At 69.6% G+C, this 16,291-nt stretch carries 16 protein-coding genes; 9 read left to right on the forward strand and 7 right to left on the reverse strand.

What is annotated here, in order from left to right:
- Together ABZX92_RS24620 and fabG are read right to left on the reverse strand one after the other, a co-directional pair.
- On the reverse strand, positions 1-608 hold a 608-nt coding region (locus ABZX92_RS24620; RefSeq protein ID WP_355563668.1), incomplete at its 3' end, for a response regulator transcription factor.
- Positions 608-1,312, reverse strand: coding sequence for a 3-oxoacyl-ACP reductase FabG (gene fabG, locus ABZX92_RS24625; RefSeq protein ID WP_355563671.1), 705 nt, complete (start codon positions 1,310-1,312; stop codon positions 608-610). The genes fabG and ABZX92_RS24620, both read right to left, overlap by 1 nt.
- A gap of 211 nt (positions 1,313-1,523) precedes the next feature.
- Between fabG and ABZX92_RS24630 the strand changes: the two genes are divergently transcribed.
- Together ABZX92_RS24630 and ABZX92_RS24635 are read left to right on the forward strand one after the other, a co-directional pair.
- Positions 1,524-2,465: an AraC family transcriptional regulator gene (locus ABZX92_RS24630; RefSeq protein ID WP_355563674.1), complete on the forward strand. Its 942-nt coding sequence runs from the start codon at positions 1,524-1,526 to the stop codon at positions 2,463-2,465.
- A 188-nt stretch (positions 2,466-2,653) separates the two neighbouring features.
- Positions 2,654-5,377 (forward strand): BTAD domain-containing putative transcriptional regulator, encoded by a 2,724-nt coding sequence (locus ABZX92_RS24635; RefSeq protein ID WP_355563769.1) that lies wholly within the window; start codon positions 2,654-2,656, stop codon positions 5,375-5,377.
- Here the strand turns inward: ABZX92_RS24635 and ABZX92_RS24640 are convergent.
- Complete coding sequence (locus ABZX92_RS24640; protein WP_355563677.1) at positions 5,344-5,808, reverse strand: hypothetical protein; 465 nt, start codon at positions 5,806-5,808, stop codon at positions 5,344-5,346. The genes ABZX92_RS24635 and ABZX92_RS24640 overlap by 34 nt on opposite strands.
- 183 nt (positions 5,809-5,991) lie before the next feature.
- On the opposite strand from ABZX92_RS24640, the gene ABZX92_RS24645 reads away from it, so the two are divergent.
- Positions 5,992-6,357: a cupin domain-containing protein gene (locus tag ABZX92_RS24645; protein WP_355563680.1), complete on the forward strand. Its 366-nt coding sequence runs from the start codon at positions 5,992-5,994 to the stop codon at positions 6,355-6,357.
- Here the strand turns inward: ABZX92_RS24645 and ABZX92_RS24650 are convergent, their stop codons facing one another.
- Positions 6,358-7,059: a TetR/AcrR family transcriptional regulator gene (locus ABZX92_RS24650; protein ID WP_355563683.1), complete on the reverse strand. Its 702-nt coding sequence runs from the start codon at positions 7,057-7,059 to the stop codon at positions 6,358-6,360. It abuts the gene before it with no gap.
- A gap of 53 nt (positions 7,060-7,112) precedes the next feature.
- On the opposite strand from ABZX92_RS24650, the gene ABZX92_RS24655 reads away from it, so the two are divergent.
- Entirely contained in the window at positions 7,113-8,522 is a 1,410-nt protein-coding gene (locus ABZX92_RS24655; protein WP_355563686.1) for an MFS transporter, read from the forward strand.
- Here ABZX92_RS24655 and ABZX92_RS24660 read toward each other — a convergent pair.
- Positions 8,519-9,520, reverse strand: a complete 1,002-nt coding sequence (locus ABZX92_RS24660; RefSeq protein ID WP_355563689.1) for a ferritin-like protein — start codon at positions 9,518-9,520, stop codon at positions 8,519-8,521. The genes ABZX92_RS24655 and ABZX92_RS24660 overlap by 4 nt on opposite strands.
- A gap of 112 nt (positions 9,521-9,632) precedes the next feature.
- Here ABZX92_RS24660 and ABZX92_RS24665 point away from each other — a divergent pair, with 112 nt between their 5' ends.
- The 5 genes from ABZX92_RS24665 to ABZX92_RS24685 all read left to right on the forward strand — a co-directional run bounded on the left by ABZX92_RS24665 (position 9,633) and on the right by ABZX92_RS24685 (position 14,523).
- Positions 9,633-10,487: an RNA polymerase sigma-70 factor gene (locus tag ABZX92_RS24665; protein WP_355563692.1), complete on the forward strand. Its 855-nt coding sequence runs from the start codon at positions 9,633-9,635 to the stop codon at positions 10,485-10,487.
- 168 nt (positions 10,488-10,655) lie between these two features.
- Positions 10,656-11,864, forward strand: a complete 1,209-nt coding sequence (locus tag ABZX92_RS24670; RefSeq protein WP_355563695.1) for a glycosyl hydrolase family 8 — start codon at positions 10,656-10,658, stop codon at positions 11,862-11,864.
- A gap of 33 nt (positions 11,865-11,897) precedes the next feature.
- On the forward strand, positions 11,898-12,938 hold the full coding sequence (locus tag ABZX92_RS24675) for a right-handed parallel beta-helix repeat-containing protein (RefSeq protein WP_355563697.1): 1,041 nt from the start codon (positions 11,898-11,900) through the stop codon (positions 12,936-12,938).
- An 81-nt stretch (positions 12,939-13,019) separates the two neighbouring features.
- The gene (locus tag ABZX92_RS24680) at positions 13,020-14,141 is read left to right on the forward strand and encodes a VanZ family protein (RefSeq protein ID WP_355563700.1); all 1,122 of its coding nucleotides are present in this window, start codon (positions 13,020-13,022) and stop codon (positions 14,139-14,141) included.
- Positions 14,116-14,523: an SRPBCC family protein gene (locus ABZX92_RS24685; protein WP_355563703.1), complete on the forward strand. Its 408-nt coding sequence runs from the start codon at positions 14,116-14,118 to the stop codon at positions 14,521-14,523. The genes ABZX92_RS24680 and ABZX92_RS24685 overlap by 26 nt, the downstream gene beginning before the upstream one ends.
- 200 nt (positions 14,524-14,723) lie before the next feature.
- Here the strand turns inward: ABZX92_RS24685 and ABZX92_RS24690 are convergent, their stop codons facing one another.
- Positions 14,724-15,551, reverse strand: a complete 828-nt coding sequence (locus tag ABZX92_RS24690; RefSeq protein ID WP_355563706.1) for a pentapeptide repeat-containing protein — start codon at positions 15,549-15,551, stop codon at positions 14,724-14,726.
- A gap of 21 nt (positions 15,552-15,572) precedes the next feature.
- On the reverse strand, positions 15,573-16,274 hold the full coding sequence (locus ABZX92_RS24695) for a flavodoxin family protein (protein ID WP_355563709.1): 702 nt from the start codon (positions 16,272-16,274) through the stop codon (positions 15,573-15,575).
- Positions 16,275-16,291 lie beyond the last annotated feature (17 nt).

Raw genomic sequence — 16,291 nt, forward strand, 5'->3', positions numbered from 1 at the left:
GTGGAGAACCTCGACCGCGTCCTGGCGAGCCACTTCCTCGGCCCCACCCCGCAGGAGGTGTTGCGGCGCCGCGTCTCCGAGCTCACCGTCGCACAAGTCAGGTAGAGCTCGCGCGCGATCTCGTCGTTGCTGCGCCCACGCGCCATCCGCGCGAGCACCTGCCGTTCCCGCTCGCTCAACAACCCCAGCCCGCGATCCACCTCCTCGGGCGGGGGCAGGATCTCGAACCTGTCGAGCAACCGTCCCGTCACCTCGGCACACAGATACGCGTGCCCCCGAGCCACCGCCCGCACCGCGGCGAGCAGCTCCTCGTGGCTCGCCCGCTTCAGCAGAAACCCCCGAGCGCCGTCGGTCAGCACCTGGTGCAGCCGCGCGTCACTGCCCTCCCCCGCCAACGCGATCACGCCACCGGCCAGGACCCGCAACCGAGCCAGGTCCGAGACATCCGCGGTGATCACCACCTGTGGCCGCCGGAGCTGCGCGAGCCGCAGGCCTTCCGCCAGTCCACTCGCCTCGCCCACCACGCAGAGGTCGCCCGCTTCCTCCAGAGCGTGCCGGAACCCCCTGCGCACCAGCACTTCGTCGTCGATCAACAGCACGGAGGACATCAGTGCCCCATCCCGAGGCCGCCGTCGACCGGGATCACCGCACCCGTCACGTATCGGGCGCCCTCACTCGCGAGCCACACCACCGTCGACGCCACCTCAGAGGGTTCGGCGAAGCGGCGCAACGGGATCGCGTCGCGGTACTGCTTGCCGTACTGCTCTGGCAGCGCGGCGGTCATGTCGGTGTTGACGTAGCCCGGCGCGACGACGTTCGCCGTGACGCCCCGGCTGCCCAGCTCGCGGGCGAGCGACCTGGCCAGGCCGATCAGGCCCGCCTTGCTGGCGGCGTAGTTCGTCAGGCCGGCGCTGCCGTACATGCCGACCACCGAGGACATGAAGATCATGCGGCCGTGCCGGGCGCGCACCATCGGCGTGGCGGCGCGGCGGGCGCACCGCCACGCGCCGGTGAGGTTCGTGTCCACCACCGAGCTGAACCTGTCCTCGGTCATGCGGGTGATGAGCGTGCTGTCGGTGATGCCGGCGTTGGCCACCAGCACGGTCACCGGCCCCAGCTCCGCTTCCACCGCGGTGAACGCCGCGTCGACCTGCTCGCGGTCTCTCACGTCGCACTTCACTCCGAACGCGCCGTCCGGGCAGTCTCCGCCGCGGTGCGTCACCGCCACGTGCGCACCGTCGTCGAGGAACGCCTCCGCGATCGCCCGGCCGATGCCCCTGTTGCCGCCTGTCACCAGAACTGTGCGGGTCATGGTGCTCCTTCTGGATCATCGGCGTCCGGGTGATGCCGCTGGTCGGTGACCCGGCCGCCCCTATCGTGGGATCGGATTCGGGCACCGGCGCCCTCAGCCTGGTTCGACGGTAGGGAGAAAGACGGTGGCGCCTGATGGCCCTCGCGGCCGACGTGTTGACCTTTCCGGCCAACCACCCGGGTTCCGCAGGGGCACCGCCGGAGTGCGCGCGATGGTGGAAGTGGGCGCGCAGCACGGGGTGGACACGCGGGAATGCCTGCACAGCACGGGAATCTCGCCGGAGATGCTGCACGGCGACTCGGTGGTGAGCGGGGCGCAGGAACTGGCCGTGGCGGCGAACCTGGTCACCGGGACCGGTCACGCGCCCGGTGTGGGCTTCGCGGTCGGGGAGCGGCTTTCGTTGCGCGCCTACGGGGTCTGGGGGTTCGCACTGCTGACCTGCCCGACCGTGCGGGGCGCAGTCGAGTTCGGGCTGAGCTACCTGCCGCTCACCTACGCGGTCACCGGGTTGAGCATGCGGGTGCGTGGCGACGAGGCCCAGCTGATCGTGGACGACGGGCCTGATCACGAGGAGCTGCGGCCGTTCCTCGTCGAACGGGAGATCGCCGTGACGATCGGGATGCTGCGCACCATCCTCGACGAGCCACCACCGTCGATGCGCGTGGAACTCCGCTCCTCCCCCACGTCCGTCGACTACGCACAAGCCCTGGGCGCACCGGTGGAGTTCGGCGCACCGCACAACGCGATCGTCACCGACGCCGCGGTGCTCGACCTCCCGCTGCCCCAGGCTGATCCGCTCACCAGGACGGCCTGCGAACGCGCGTGCCGCTCGCTGTTGCTCGAACGTCGCTCCCCGCGCGTGGTGCGGAACGTGCGAGCGATCATCGCCGACGGTGTGACCGACGGCGGCCTGATCGCCGCGCACCTGCACCTGTCACCCCGCACCCTGCGCCGGCATCTCGCCGAGGAAGGGACATCCCTGCGACAGCTCGTCGACGAGGCCCGGCGGTCGCGGGCGATCGAGCTCATGGCGGAGCACCGGCTGAGCGTCGAGCAGGTCGCGCTGCGGCTCGGCTACGCGGACGCGGCCACGTTCATCCGCGCGTTCCGCAGGTGGACGGGCACCACGCCGGCCGCCTACACGTCACGCTGAGGTTCGAACGCGCGCATCTCCCGGGCACCTCACCGGGCGGAACCACGCCCACCGGTACCGGATCAGGCCGCAACCCAGCCGTGTGCCCGCCTTCTTCCGCGAACACCTGCGTCGAGCCGCCGGCCGCGGATATCCTCCCGCGCGCAGCAGCTCTGGGGAGCGGAGGAGCCATCATCAGCGGGTTGAGCGTGCGGTTGCTGGGCCCGCTCGAGGTCTGGCGGGACGGTCGCAGGGAGAGCCTCGGCGGCGTCAAGCAGCGGGCCCTGCTCGCGCATCTCGCGCTGCACGTGAACACCGGTGTCTCGCTCGACCAGCTCGTCGAGGCGTTGTGGCCCGTGTCGCGGCCGCGGTCGGTGGTCCAGAACGTCCGCACCTACGTCTGGCAGTTGCGCCAGCTCCTCGACGAACAGCTGCGCACCCACGGCACCGGCTACGTGCTCGAACTGTCCCCCGCCGAGCTCGACAGCCTGATGTTCGACGAGCTGGTCGCGGACGCCCGCCGAAGGCCGGACGCGGCGCTGGACTTGCTGCGGCAGGCGGAATCCCTCTGGCGTGGCCGGCCACTCGAAGACCTGCCGGACCACGACGCGTGGACGCCCGCGATCGCCCGGCTCGACGAGGCCCGGCTCTCGGCGACCGAGCAACGACTCGCGTTGCAGGTGACGCAGGGCGAGAGTGCCGAAGCGATCCCGGAGCTGCGGGCGTTGCTGACCGAGCATCCCTACCGCGAGAGCGTCTGCGGTCAGCTGTTGATCGCGTTGCATCAGGACAACCGGCGCGCCGAGGCGTTGCAGGTCTACGCCGACATGCGCGCCCGGCTCGCGGACGAGCTCGGTCTGGAGCCGGGGCCGGCGTTGCGCGAGGCCCAGCTCGCGGTCCTGCGCGACGTTCCAGCTGCCGCGCCCATTCGCCAGTTACCGCCCTCCGTGTCCGATTTCTGCGGCCGCACCACGGAAACCGGGGCTCTGGTCGCGGCGTTGCGGCGGGCTTCGGTGTCCGCGCCGGTGGCGGGCGTGACCGGGCCACCGGGGGTCGGCAAGTCGACCCTGGCGATCCGGGTGGCGCACCAGGTCGGTGACCACTTCCCGGACGGCCAGCTCTACGTCGAGCTCGGCGGCACCTCTGACCACCCGCGCGAGGCGAGCGAGGTGCTCACGGAACTGTTGCACGCCTTGGGAGTCACCGGCGCCGGGTTGCCCGCGCAGGTCACCGCCCGGGCCGCGCTCTACCGCTCGAAGCTCGCCGGACGCCGGGTCCTGGTGGTGCTCGACGACGCCGCCTCGGTGAGCCAGGTCGTGCCGCTGCTGCCCGCCGACGCCGGGTGCGCGGTCCTGGTCACCAGCAGGCGCAGGCTGGCGGAGCTGCCCGGCGCGCTGCAGGTCGAGCTGCCGCCGTTCGCGCCGTCGGAAGCCGCGGAACTGCTCGCGGGCATCGCGGGCGAGGACCGGGTCAGCGCGCAACCCGACGAGGCCGCGGCGATCGCGGCGGCGTGCGGGCATCTGCCGCTGGCGATCCGGGTCGCGGGTGCCCGGCTGGCCGGGCGCGGCGGGTGGTCGATGCAGGTCCTGCGCGAACGGCTAATCGACGAGTCGACCCGGCTGCGCGAGCTGAGCTCCGGCGAGCTGGCGGTGCGGGCGAGCTTCGACCTGAGCGTCCGTCAGCTGCCCGAGCGCGAGTTCCAGGCGTTCGTACGGCTGGCGTTGCTCGGGCCGCACGACTTCCCCGGCTGGGTCGTCGAAACGCTGCTCGACGAGCCGGGCACCGAGCACCTCGTGGACCGGCTGGTCGACGCTCACCTGCTCGAGTCCAACGGCGCCGACGGCATCGGCCAGCCGCGTTACCGGCTGCACGACCTGTTGCGCTGCCACGCGCTGGAACATTCGCTGCCGGACGGGCGGGCCGCGCTCGAACGGACGTTGCGGGCGTGGCTGTGGCTCGCGGTCACGGCAGCACGCCGGTTACCGGTCACGTTCGGCACCACGATCTGCTCGGTCGACCCGGTACCGGCACCGGAACACCTGCTCGCCGAGCCGGTCGCGTGGTTCGAGGCGGAACGGCGGACGTTGTGCGGCGCGGTGGACATCGCGGCGGCCGCGGGTCTGGACGACGTGGCGTGGCAGCTCGCGGCGGCCTGTGTGCCGTTCTTCGACCTGCACAGCCACTACGAGGACTGGGCGCGCACGCACGCGCGGGCGTTGCAGAGCGTTCGCGCGGCCGGGAACACAGCGGGCGAGGCGGCGTTGCTGCGCGGCATCTGCCAGGTGCACATCTACCGCAACGAGTTCGCCGAGGCCGAGCAGGGACTGCTTGCGGCACAAGAGCTTTATCGCTCGGTCGGTGACGAACGCGGTCAGGGCACCGCCGTCGCGGGCATCGGTGTGGTGTACCGGCTGCGGGCGGAACACGAGCGCTCGCTGGAGTTCTACGCCGAAGCGTTGCGGCTGCTGGAATCCGCCGGCGACCTGCATTCCGTCGCGCACGTGCGGGCCTCGATCGGCGGGGTGCTCGGCTCGCTCGGCAAGCCTGACGACGCACGGGAATGGCTCACCGGTGCCCGCCGGCTGGCCGCGGATCTCGGTGACGCACACCGGGAGGCTCTGGTGCTGGTGCGGCTCTCCGCGCTCTACCGCAGCACCGGCGAGCACGACGAGGAACTGGTCAGCGCACGCCGGGCCGTGTCCATCCTGATGGACCTCACCGACGAGCGGTGCACGGCGTTCGCCCAGGTCGAGCTGGCCGAGGCGCTGATCTCGAACGGTCACCCGCAGCAGGCGCACGACCTGGTGCAACAGGCGCTGGAAACCTACCGCCGCACCGGGAACCGGGAAGGCGAACCCGCCGCGCTGCGCACCCTCGCGCGCGCGGCGGGGTCACTGGATCAATTGCTGTTGCCGGGCTTCCAGCCGAGGTAGTGGCTGAAGTGCGACGTCGAGCTGGCGTGGCCGATCTTGTTGTTGACGTCGGTCGACCAGAAGCCGCCCGCACCGTCCGCGATGCCCACGTGGCCGTACTGGCTGATGTCCCAGAAGACGAACGCGCCCTTGGGCGGCAAGCCGGTGGTGTGCCGGGCGCCGTCGGAGGACCGCCAGTGCTCGATCGCCGACGCGTGGTGCGTCGTGCGGTTCCACGCCAGGCGGACCGCGCGCTCGCAGTAGCCCTCGTAGGCGGTGCTGCCGTTGCGGTCGGACATCCACTTGACCGCACCGGCCGCCGTCTGCTGGATGGTGATGTCGGACCCGGTGGCCGTGAACGCTTCCCCGGTGGCCGCGCCGGCCGGAGCGGCGGTGCCCATGAGAGCCCCCAGCAGGCCGATGGCCGCGAAGGTGAGTTTGCTGAACCGCATGAGATCCCCTTTTCGCTGTCTGCGCTGCTCCCACAGCGTCCGGGGGCCTCATCCACGGCCGATACACCGCTGATACACGGACGCGGAGCTATGTCCGTTCGGCCCTATCGAACAGGTCGTGTGCCACGCGCGCCCAGGGCCCTGCGCGTGTTGTCCTCGACGGACACTCCTAGGAGGTGGGCCATGTCCGGTCTGCTCGTCAAAAGCTTCGACAAGCCAGAGGAGACCCGTCCCTTCGAACAGGGCATGGGTCAGCTGGAGCTGCTCAACATCGACTCGGGCCCGGTCGGCCGTGCCGTCTTCCAGCCCGGCTGGCGCTGGTCGGAACACGTCAAGCCGATCGCGCAGACCGACAGCTGCATGGTGGCGCACAAGGGTTACTGCGTCTCGGGCCGGATGCAGATCGTCATGGACGACGGTCAGCAGGAAGAGATCGGGCCTGGTGACTTCATGACCGCCGAACCGGGGCACGACGCCTGGGTCGTCGGCGACGAACCCTGTGTGCTGATCGACTGGCAGGGTGAGTCCGACTACGCCAAGCGGAAGTGATCACAACCCTTTCAGCATGAGCTGCAACGCGAACTCGAACCGCTCGTGGCCGGAGCCCGAGTTCAGCTCGTCCGCGTGCTCGACCGTGTGCGGGAACCGGCTCACCGGCAGCATTCGCAGCCGGGCCAGGATCTCGTCCCGGTCGACCACGCGACTGTCCTCGTCGCGGTCCGGGTGACGGCGCAGTGACGCCTCGACCGTGTAGGCGCTGACGTACAGGAGCGCGGCGTCGATGGTCCACGCCGCCGGCCGCGGTGCCACACCGCCCTTCAACAGGATCGCGAGCAGGCCCTCGGTGATCCGGAGCGTGTCCAGGTTGGCCGGGGCGGCGGCGAGGGCGGCCTGCGCGATGCCCGGATACCGCAGGAACTGGTCGCGCAGCTGCCCGCAGACGTCGGCGAACTGCGCGCGCCACCGTCCGGCGTGGGGCGTCGGCAGCGACACGTTCCTGCTCAGGGTGCCGATCAGCAGGTCGTCGAGCTCGGCCTTGTTCCGCACGTGCGCGTAGAGCGAGGCCGGGCCGGTACCGAGCGCGGCGGCCACCCGGCGCATGGTCAGCGCGGCGAACCCCTCGGTCTCGACCAGGGCGAGCGCCGTCGTGACGATGCGGTCGACCGTGATCGGTTCCTTGCGCACCGGTGCCGCGTCCAGCGCCGCGATCTGGGCCGCCCACTCTTCCCGCGACGAGCTCTTCCGCTTCATGTCACCTACCCTACCAGTTGACACGAACACTGTTCGTCCGTAGAACAGTGTTCGTGCTTACGCAAACCTCCCCGCGGTCGCTGCGGGAAGCGTGGATCGCCCTCGCCGGGTTGTCCGCGGTGTTCCTCTTCGAGATGCTCGACAACTCGATCCTCAACGTCGCGCTGCCCACGATCGGCCGTGACCTGAACGCCTCGACGACCGCCTTGCAGTGGGTCTCGAACTCCTACGCCGTCGTGTTCGGCGGCCTGATGCTCGTGTTCGGCGCCGTCGCGGACCGGTTCGGACGGCGGCGTGTGATGCTCGTCGGCCTGGTGCTGCTCGGCGTCGCGAGCCTGGCGACCGTGTTCGTCACGTCCGTGGCATCGTTGATCGCCGTGCGGTCGCTCATGGGCGTGGCAGCGGCGATGACCACACCCGGCTCGATCGCGCTGGCGTTCCGGTTGTTCGCCGATGACGACCTGCGCGTGCGGGCGATGACGTTCATCTCCACCGTGGGCCTGGTCGGTCTCGCCGTCGGCCCACCACTCGGCGGCTTCGTGCTCACGGTCGCGCCGTGGCAGGCGTTGCTGCTGATCAACGTGCCGATCTCGGTGTTCGCGTTCATCGGCATCAGCCGCGGCATCGGCGCCGACACCGAGCTCCACCGCGACCCCGCGGACGTGCTCGGCGGCGTGCTCGGCACCGCGACCATCGTGCTCGCGCTGGTAGTGCCGACCTTCTTCGTCGAGCAGGGCGCCGGATCGTGGATGACGTGGACGGCTCTGGCGCTGACGATCGCGATGGCGTTCCTCTATGTCGTACGCGCGCGCTCGGCGAGTCACCCGCTGCTCGACCTGAAGCTCGTCGCCCGCCCGTTGGTCGCCAGCGGCCTCGCGTACAAGGCCGCGACCGGGCTGGCGGCGGCCGGTCTCACCTACCTCGTCACGCTCCAGCTGCAGCTCGACTGGCAGTGGTCGCCCGCGCTGGCCGCCGCGGGCATGCTGCCGCAGGTCGTCGTGCTGATCGCGGGTGGCCCGTTCGTCAACCGGTTCGTGCGCTGGGCGGGCCTCGACCGGGCCGCATGGCTCGGCGGCGCGGTCACCGTGGCCGGGCTGGCCGTCTACGCGCTGTTCGGTCGTCTCGGGTACCTGCCCGTCGCGACAGCCCTCGTCCTGGTCGCCGCCGGCATCCGCGTGGTCGGTGCCGTCGCGGGCGTCAACGTGCTGAAAGGCCTGCCGGAGAACAGGACCTCGATCGGCGCCGCGCTCGTCGACACCGCCTCGCAGGTCACCTCGGCCGCCGGTGTCGCCGTCAGCGGCACCGTCCTCGCGCTGATGTTCACCGGCACCATCGCCCAGCCCGGCTGGACGGGAGCGCAGACCGCCCAGTTCGAGAACGCGGTCACCACGGGCGGTCTGCTGCTCACCGCCGTGGCGGCCGTGCTCGTCGGCTGGGCCTACCTCCGCATGCGCAAGGCCTAAGAACGCTCGTCCACCGGCACGTATTCGAACGTCGGGCCGGCGCCCGCCTTCATGAGTCCCTGCGCCAGCCCCTTCAGCTGGTACATCGTGCCGACAGTGGCGCCGAGCTGCGCCGGGTTGCCGTTGAACACCTCTTCGAGCTGGTAGAGCAGCAGGCAGTAGGCGTTGTTGAACTGTTCCTGCGCGACGCGGATCTCGCTGCCTTCCGGGTGGTCCGCCGTGCGGGGGTTGGGCCGCATCGGCAGCACGCCGTCGTAGTCGACCACGATCGGCTCCCCGGTCGGCCCGGACTGCGGGGTGTCGCCGGTCTGGTAGCGGCGGCCGTGCTTGAGCTCCTGGAACCGGTAGTAGTGCGCCACTTCCTCGCGGTCGGGGTGGAAGACGTCCCGGTCGCCGTCCCACACGTCGGTGCGCGCGGCTCCCTCGCCCTGTTCCACGATCTCGCCGAGCGCGGCCAGGGCGGACTTCAGGTCGTGCACCGGCAGCACCGAACCACCCGCGGTGCGCAGGTGGAACTCACCGATCTGCCGCTCAGGGTCGCCGCAGAAGACCTGCTCCTCGCCGAGCTCTTCACACAACGCGCGAATGCCGGCCTCGATCGCCGCGTAGAACTGCCCGATCGTCTCGTACCCGTCCGTCTCGGCCGGTGCGTCCGCCGACGCGGGCTGCTCGATGCGCAGGAACAGCTCCAGCGCGTCCGGGCCGAACGGGGCGAGGTGCACGTGCACGGACTTGTCGCCGTGCGGCAACGGATGTGGGTACGGCGGCAGGAGTTCCGGGGTGTCGAGCTTCGGCTCGCCGCCCACGGCGTTGAGCAGGTTCGCCGCCAGGGCCAGGTGCAGCATCTCCTCCGCGAACACGCCGCCGACGACCTGCGCGGCCTCGGCGTTGCGGCCGGGGTCGAGTGAGTACAACGCGCACAGGTACGGCGGGATGGTCGCGTGTTCGAGCTCGATCGCCCATTGCAGGTGGCGGCGGAGATCGTCGAGCGTGTCCATTGTGGAGCCTCGTCTCGGTGGTGGGGTCGGGTGTCCACAACCAGGACAAGGCAGCCCTGCGAGTTGTGACAGCCGCGTGTCACAACTCGCAGGGCTGCCTTGTCGTAAGTGGGTGACCGCTCTGGAGTTGTTCTCGGCCGCCCGTCCGCGCCTGTTCGGCATCGCGTACCGGATGCTCGGCAGCGCGCTCGACGCCGACGACCTGCTGCAGGAGGTCTGGCTGCGCTGGCAGGACTACGACCACGCCGAGGTGCGCAACCCGGCCGCGTTCCTCGCCACGATCACCACCCGGCTGGCGATCAACGCGGGCAAGACCGCACGGGCTCGCCACGAGACCTACATCGGCCCGTGGCTGCCCGAACCCGTCGACACCTCGGCGGACCCGCAGCTCGGCGCCGAACGGGACGCCGCGCTGGAGGTCGCCGTGCTGGTGCTGCTGGAGAAGCTCACGCCGACCGAACGCGCCGCGTACGTGCTGCGCGAGGCGTTCGACTACCCGTACCACGAGATCGCCGAGATCATCCAGGCGAGCGAGGCGTCGGCCCGCCAACTCGTCAGCCGGGCGCGCAAACACCTCGCCACCGAACGCCGCACGACCGTCAGCACCGAGGAACAACGCCGGTTGCTGACAGCGTTCATCGCCGCAGCGCAGAACGGAGATCTCGCCGCGCTGGAGCAACTGCTCGCCGAGGACGTCGTGAGCTGCGCCGACAGCAACGGCAAGGTCCGCGGCGCCTCGAAGATCCCGCTCGTCGGCAGGTCGATGGTCGCGAACGTCGTCCGGACGGCCTCCGCCACGTTCTGGCCCGGTGCGTCGGTGGCGCTCACTCAGGTCAACGGCCGGCTCGCGGCCGTGGTCAGCCGCGCCGGCACGCCGTTCTGCGTGGTCAACGTGGTCACGTCGGGCGACCGCATCGACCAGCTGATGTGGATGATGAACCCGGACAAGCTCCGCGCGGTGGCGTGAACGCGTTCTCGTACTTGAATGCGCAGCCCTGTGCAAATCGTTCATAACAGGCATTTCGAATTAAGTATGTAAAGTTTCCTATCATATTGACCAGAGGTCTAGACGTATGCGACTCTCACGGAAATCGCCGCCCTGCAACGAGATCCGTTCTCAGCGAGTGAGGGGCTCATGCGCAAAACCCTGCAAGCACTGGCTTTGGCCGCCGTCGCGGCCACCAGTCTGATCACCACGCATTCGGCGATCGCGGCCCAGGCCGCCACCCCCTACGTCCCCGGCACGCTGCGCCCGTCGGCCGACCAGGCCACGCAGGACGCGGCGCTGATGAAGTACTGGAACTTCTGGAAGACCAACTTCCTGAGCACCAAGTGCGGTTCCGGTACTTATGCCGTGCTTTCGAAGGACGCCGACCACGCCTACGTCGCCGAGGGCGAGGGTTACGGCATGACGATCGCGGCGATGATGGGGAGCAAGGACACCCAGGCGCGGGCGATCTTCGACGGCATCCTGAAGTTCGTGAAGGCGCACCCGTCGGTCAACAACAAGGACCTGCACGCGGCCGAGCAGGACTCGAACTGCAAGAGCGTCAACGGCGGCGACTCCGCGACCGATGGCGACCTGGAGATCGCGTACGGGCTGCTGATCGCGGACAAGGTGTGGGGGTCCTCGGGTTCGGTGAACTACCTGGCCGAGGCCAAGCGGATCATCAACGCCATCAAGAAGTCCGAGCTCAACGGCAGCACGAAGTTCCTGCTGCTCGGCGACTGGGGCAACGAGGGCAAGTACAACACCAGCTCGCGCACCTCGGACTGGATGCCGGGCCACTTCCGGGCGTTCGCCAAGGCGACCGGTGACTCGACCTGGTCGAGCGTGCTGAGCACCTCGGAGAACGCCGTCACCAAGCTGCAGTCGCAGTACGCGAGCTCGACCGGTCTGCTGCCCGACTTCGTGGTGAACACCAACAGCACCCCGAAGCCCGCGCCGGCGAACTTCCTGGAAGGCTCCTACGACGGCGCCTACAGCTGGAACGCGTGCCGCGACCCGTGGCGGCTCGGCGCGGACGCGATCACCGCGGAGGGCAGCGCGGCGAAGGCTCAGGTCCGCAAGATGAACTCGTGGATCCAGACCAAGACCGGCGGTGACCCGGCCAAGATCGGTTCCGGTTACAAGCTGAGCGGCTCCGCGACCGAGTCGGGCCAGCACCCGTGCTTCACCGCGCCGTTCGCCGTGGCCGCGATGACCGACCCCGGCAGCCAGGCGTGGCTCGACAAGCTGTTCACGCAGATCACCAAGTTCAGCCCGGACAAGAACGACTACTACGGCACGGGGATCACGCTGCAGGTGCTGATCATCCTGTCGGGCAACTTCGTCGCTCCCTGACCTCCGTCCCTCTACCCAGCTTCGGAGGTTTCCTTGTCCACCAACAAGTATTGGGCATTCGCCGCCGCGGTCGCGTTGGCGACGCAGTGGACGCCCACCGCACTCGCCGCGGACACGGTCAACGTCTCGACCGCGGCCCAGCTGAAGGCGGCCCTGGCCGCCGCGACACCCGGCCAGACGATCTCGCTCGCGGTGGGCACGTACCACGGTGCGTTCCTGACGCAGAAGGCCGGCACGTCCGCCAAGCCGATCACGCTGACCGGCCCGGCGACCGCGGTGCTGATCAACGACGGCCCGGCCGGTGACCCGCCGGACTGCCCAGCGCCCGCACCGGGGTTCGACTCCGGCTACGGGCTCTGGCTGGTCAACGCGCCGTACTGGAACCTCACCGGGTTCACGGTCGCGCAGTCCAAGAAGGGCATCGTCGCGGACAACTCGCACCACACGGTGATCGATCACGTGACTGTGCACCACGTCGACGAGGAGGGCGTGCACTTCCGGAAGTCCTCGGCCGACAGCGTCATCCGCAACTCCAAGGTCACCGACACCGGCCTGGTGCAGACCGGGTACGGCGAAGGTGTCTACATCGGATCGGCCGAGTCCAACTGGGAGTGTCACGGCAACAGCGGGGGCATCGACAAGTCCGACCGGGTCCAGGTGCTGAACAACACCATCGGCCCGAACGTCACCGCCGAGCACATCGACATCAAGGAGGGCACGGCCGGCGGCGTGATCCGCGGCAACACCTTCAACGGCAGCGGGATCTCGGGTGAGCACTCCGCAGACTCGTGGGTGGACGTGAAGGGCTCCGGCTACCTGTTCGACGGCAACACCGGCACGTTCCGCAAGCCCGGCACGCTGGCCAACGGGTACGAGACGCACCAGATCACCGGCAGCGCGAGCGGGTGCGGCAACACCTGGAAGAACAACAAGTCCGACCTCGGCGGGTCCGGCGAGTACGCGATCAAGATCACGACGTTGTCGCAGTGCACGAGCAAGCCCAACGTCGTCCACGCGTCCAACACGGTGACGGGCGCGAAGAAGGGGCTGACCAACGCGAAGGTCACGCCCTAGGTGACACTGGTCAGTCCCCGCGTGCCTGTGGGGACTGACCGGCCGCGCCCGCTGCGTCCGTAAGACGCAACTTTCGCGGCCGTGGTTTGGAATGGTGATGCCACGGGCATTGGACGGCTCATGATGGCGTCGTACTGGGAAACCGCACGGACCGGCTTCCTGGCGTTCGTGGGCATCGGGTTGATGGTGCTCATTCCCCTGGTCGCATTGCACTACTGGCGTTTCGGGCGGGTAGAGCCGCGCCGGGCGTTCGTGCTGTACGGCCTGCTGCTCTACGGACTAGTGGCGCTGGCGTTGATCTTCCTGCCGTTCCCGGACCGGTCGCAGGTGTGCCAGGGCGACCAGATGCTGTCCACCGTGCCGTTCCAGTGGGTCACCGACATGAACAACAACATGGCGGCGTACGGGCGTTCCGGCATCGTGGCGATGGTGCGGTCGCAGGCGTTCCTGCAGCAGCTGTTCAACGTCGTGCTGTTCGTGCCGCTGGGAGTGGTGCTCCGCAAGGCTTACGGCAAGGGCCCGCTCGCCGTCATCGCCATCGGTCTCGGTGTTTCGCTGGCCGTGGAAGTGGTGCAGTACACCGGGAACTTCGGCTACTACCCGTGCCCGTACCGGATCGCCGACGTCGACGACCTGATGTCGAACACCTTCGGCGCACTGCTGGGCTGGATGCTGGCACCGGTCGCGCTCGTGGTGCCCCGGCTGCCGTCCTCGCAGGACTCGACCTCGCCTCTCGGCACCGTTTCCTTGCCACGCCGGCTGCTCGGGCTGATCGCCGAGCTCGTGCTGGTGATCGTGGCCGCCAAGCTGCTGCCCGATCCGCGCTGGGCCATCAGCCTGCTCGTGGTGTTCCGCGTCCTGCTTCCCGCCGCGGCGAACGGGATGACGGTCGGCGGAGTGCTGCTGGACTACCGGGTTCGCGCCTTGGACGGCTCTCGTGCCAACCCGGCCCGGCTGCTTTTGCGGGAACTGCTGGGCGTCACGGGGTTCGTGACCTACGCGGTCGTCCTGTCGCCGATGATCGGCTTCGGCCCGGTCGACCTCGTCGTCGTGGTGTTGTTCGTGGCCGGGGCCTTCGTGGTGCCGGTGTTCCGCCGTGATCAGCGCGGCTGGCACGAGCAGCTGGCGCGGACCCGGGACGTGTTGGTGGGCCGCCCGGCCGGGTACCCCGAGCGCCATGACGACGTACACGCACACAGCTGAGGCGGACATCGCGGCCGACACGCTGTTCGGTTTCCTCGCCGAGCCCCGCAACCTGCCGCGCTACTTCCCGCAGATGACCGCCGCCGAGCCCGAGGGCGGCGAACAGGTCCACGTGGAGGCCGAGGTGCACGGCCACCACGTGGACGCCGAGGCGTGGGTGCGTCCGGACGCCACGCACCGCCGGCTCGAGTGGGGTGCGGAGGGCCCGGACGACTACCACGGCGAGCTGCAGATCGACGAGCTGTCGCCCGGCCGGTCGCGGATCACGGTGAGCCTGCACAGCGTCCGTGAGGCGGACGACGACGAGGTGCAGCGCGGGCTGGAACAAACCGTCGCCGTGCTCACTCAGACCGCCGCGGCCGACGACCGCCAGGCGCAGTAACCCAGCCCGATCCCCTGCCGCCATCGGGATGCTGGTCAGCAACCCGGCCAGGCCGTTGCCGGGGATCACGATCGTGAGCGCGGCGATCGGCACCCACCTGGGCACGGCACGCGAGCGAAGAGGCTCGAACGCTACCTGCACCTAGCGCGCGGTCGAGGAGCACCGCCGGGTGGTCGCCGTCCTCGCGTACCTGGTCGAGTTCAGCTGACCGGCGGGCCACCCGGTCCGGGCCACACCGTCTCCTCGTTCCACACCGCGTCCTTGAGCACGATGCCGGTCAGGTCGGCGTGGTCGAGCCTGGCACCGCTCAGGTCGACCCCGGTGAAATCGGCGTCGACGAGCGTCGCGTGGGTCAGGTCGGCGTTCGACAGGTCACTGCCGGTGAAGTCGACGCGGCTGAGGTCGGCGCCTTCGAAGGTCGCCCACGCGAACTTCGAGCGCGGCAGCCGCGACCCGGCCAGGTTCGCGCCGTCGAGGTCGATCGACACGCTCCAGAAGTGCTGGTCGCCGCGCCGGTGGGCGTGCAGGATGCGCAGCGCGGTGATCCGCACCTGCGCCTCTTCACGGTCGTCCACGAACGGCATGCGCAGGTAGGCGCAGATGACGTTGATGATCGTCCGCCGCTGCTCGGCGTTGGCCACGCCGAGGCGTTCGAGGGCGTAGAGGCCGGCGAGGCGAACGGGCGCCTTGTCGCTGCCGAGCTGGTCCGCCGCCTTCGTGTACAGGTCGGTGATGCGGCGCTCGATCGCGTCGTGCTCGGCCTGGCGCGCGGTCTCCTGCTGATGCTTCAACGTCAGCTCGGCCGACCGTTGCCGGCGCGCGGCGAGCAACAGCGCGACCGCTCCCCCGGTGCCCACCACGATCGTGCCCGCGGTCCGGACGGCGTCCAGGTGCGCCTGGTCCTGAGGTGACCCGCCGCCGTACAGGGTGAGCAGCAGGGTCAGCATCAGTCCGCCGACCGCCAGCACCGCGAGGCCGCCGAGCACGATCGCCCGCGTGGTCAGCGGTCTGGGTCCGGGATCTGCCATGAACGACATTGTGGCGCACGACTAGCGGTACTCCGGGTTGTCGAAGTCGTACCGGCAGCCCGCGTCCCAGCCGGCGCGCTGGTTGCCGTGCGCGGGGATGCCCCCCGCGTCCTTCAACATCCTGGCCAGGTGCAGCAGGTTCCACGTCATGAACGTGGTGTTGCGGTTGGTGAAGTCGTTCTCCGGCCCGCCGGATCCCGGGTCCAGGTAGGACGGTCCGGGCCCGGCGGGGCCGATCCAGCCCGCGTCGGTCTGCGGCGGGATGGTGTAGCCGAGGTGCTGCAGGCTGTACAGGACGTTCATCGCGCAGTGCTTCACGCCGTCCTCGTTGCCGGTGATCAGGCATCCGCCGACCCGGCCGTAGTAGGCGTACTGCCCGGCGTCGTTGAGCAGGTGCGAGCAGGCGTAGAGCCGTTCGATCACCTGTTTGGTCACGGAACTGTTGTCGCCCAGCCAGATCGGGCCCGCGATCACCAGGATGTCGGCGGCCATCACCCGTGCGTAGATCTCCGGCCAGGCGTCGGTGGCCCAGCCGTGCTCTCTCATGTCGGGCCACACTCCGGTGGCGATGTCGTGGTCGATCGCGCGGATCACCTCGACCCCGACACCCTGCTTCTCCATGATCGCGCGACTGATGTCGACCAGACCCTCGGTGTGGCTGCGGTCGGGGGACCGCTTGAGCGTGCAGTTGATGAAGACGGCTTTGAGGTCGCTGTAGTCCATCAGATGATGGTGCACGC

Source organism: Lentzea sp. NPDC006480, from assembly GCF_040611995.1.
Taxonomy (GTDB): domain Bacteria; phylum Actinomycetota; class Actinomycetes; order Mycobacteriales; family Pseudonocardiaceae; genus Lentzea.

Bases quoted from the DNA above. Each gene is read 5' to 3' on its own strand.
- ABZX92_RS24660 (WP_355563689.1), bottom strand. From the start codon at position 9,520: ATGGACACGCTCGACGATCTCCGCCGCCACCTGCAATGGGCGATCGAG.
- ABZX92_RS24650 (WP_355563683.1), bottom strand. From the start codon at position 7,059: ATGAAGCGGAAGAGCTCGTCGCGGGAAGAGTGGGCGGCCCAGATCGCG.
- ABZX92_RS24630 (WP_355563674.1), top strand. From the start codon at position 1,524: ATGGTGGAAGTGGGCGCGCAGCACGGGGTGGACACGCGGGAATGCCTG.
- ABZX92_RS24640 (WP_355563677.1), bottom strand. From the start codon at position 5,808: ATGCGGTTCAGCAAACTCACCTTCGCGGCCATCGGCCTGCTGGGGGCT.
- ABZX92_RS24685 (WP_355563703.1), top strand. From the start codon at position 14,116: ATGACGACGTACACGCACACAGCTGAGGCGGACATCGCGGCCGACACG.
- ABZX92_RS24645 (WP_355563680.1), top strand. From the start codon at position 5,992: ATGTCCGGTCTGCTCGTCAAAAGCTTCGACAAGCCAGAGGAGACCCGT.
- fabG (WP_355563671.1), bottom strand. From the start codon at position 1,312: ATGACCCGCACAGTTCTGGTGACAGGCGGCAACAGGGGCATCGGCCGG.
- ABZX92_RS24690 (WP_355563706.1), bottom strand. From the start codon at position 15,551: ATGGCAGATCCCGGACCCAGACCGCTGACCACGCGGGCGATCGTGCTC.
- ABZX92_RS24695 (WP_355563709.1), bottom strand. From the start codon at position 16,274: ATGGACTACAGCGACCTCAAAGCCGTCTTCATCAACTGCACGCTCAAG.
- ABZX92_RS24670 (WP_355563695.1), top strand. From the start codon at position 10,656: ATGCGCAAAACCCTGCAAGCACTGGCTTTGGCCGCCGTCGCGGCCACC.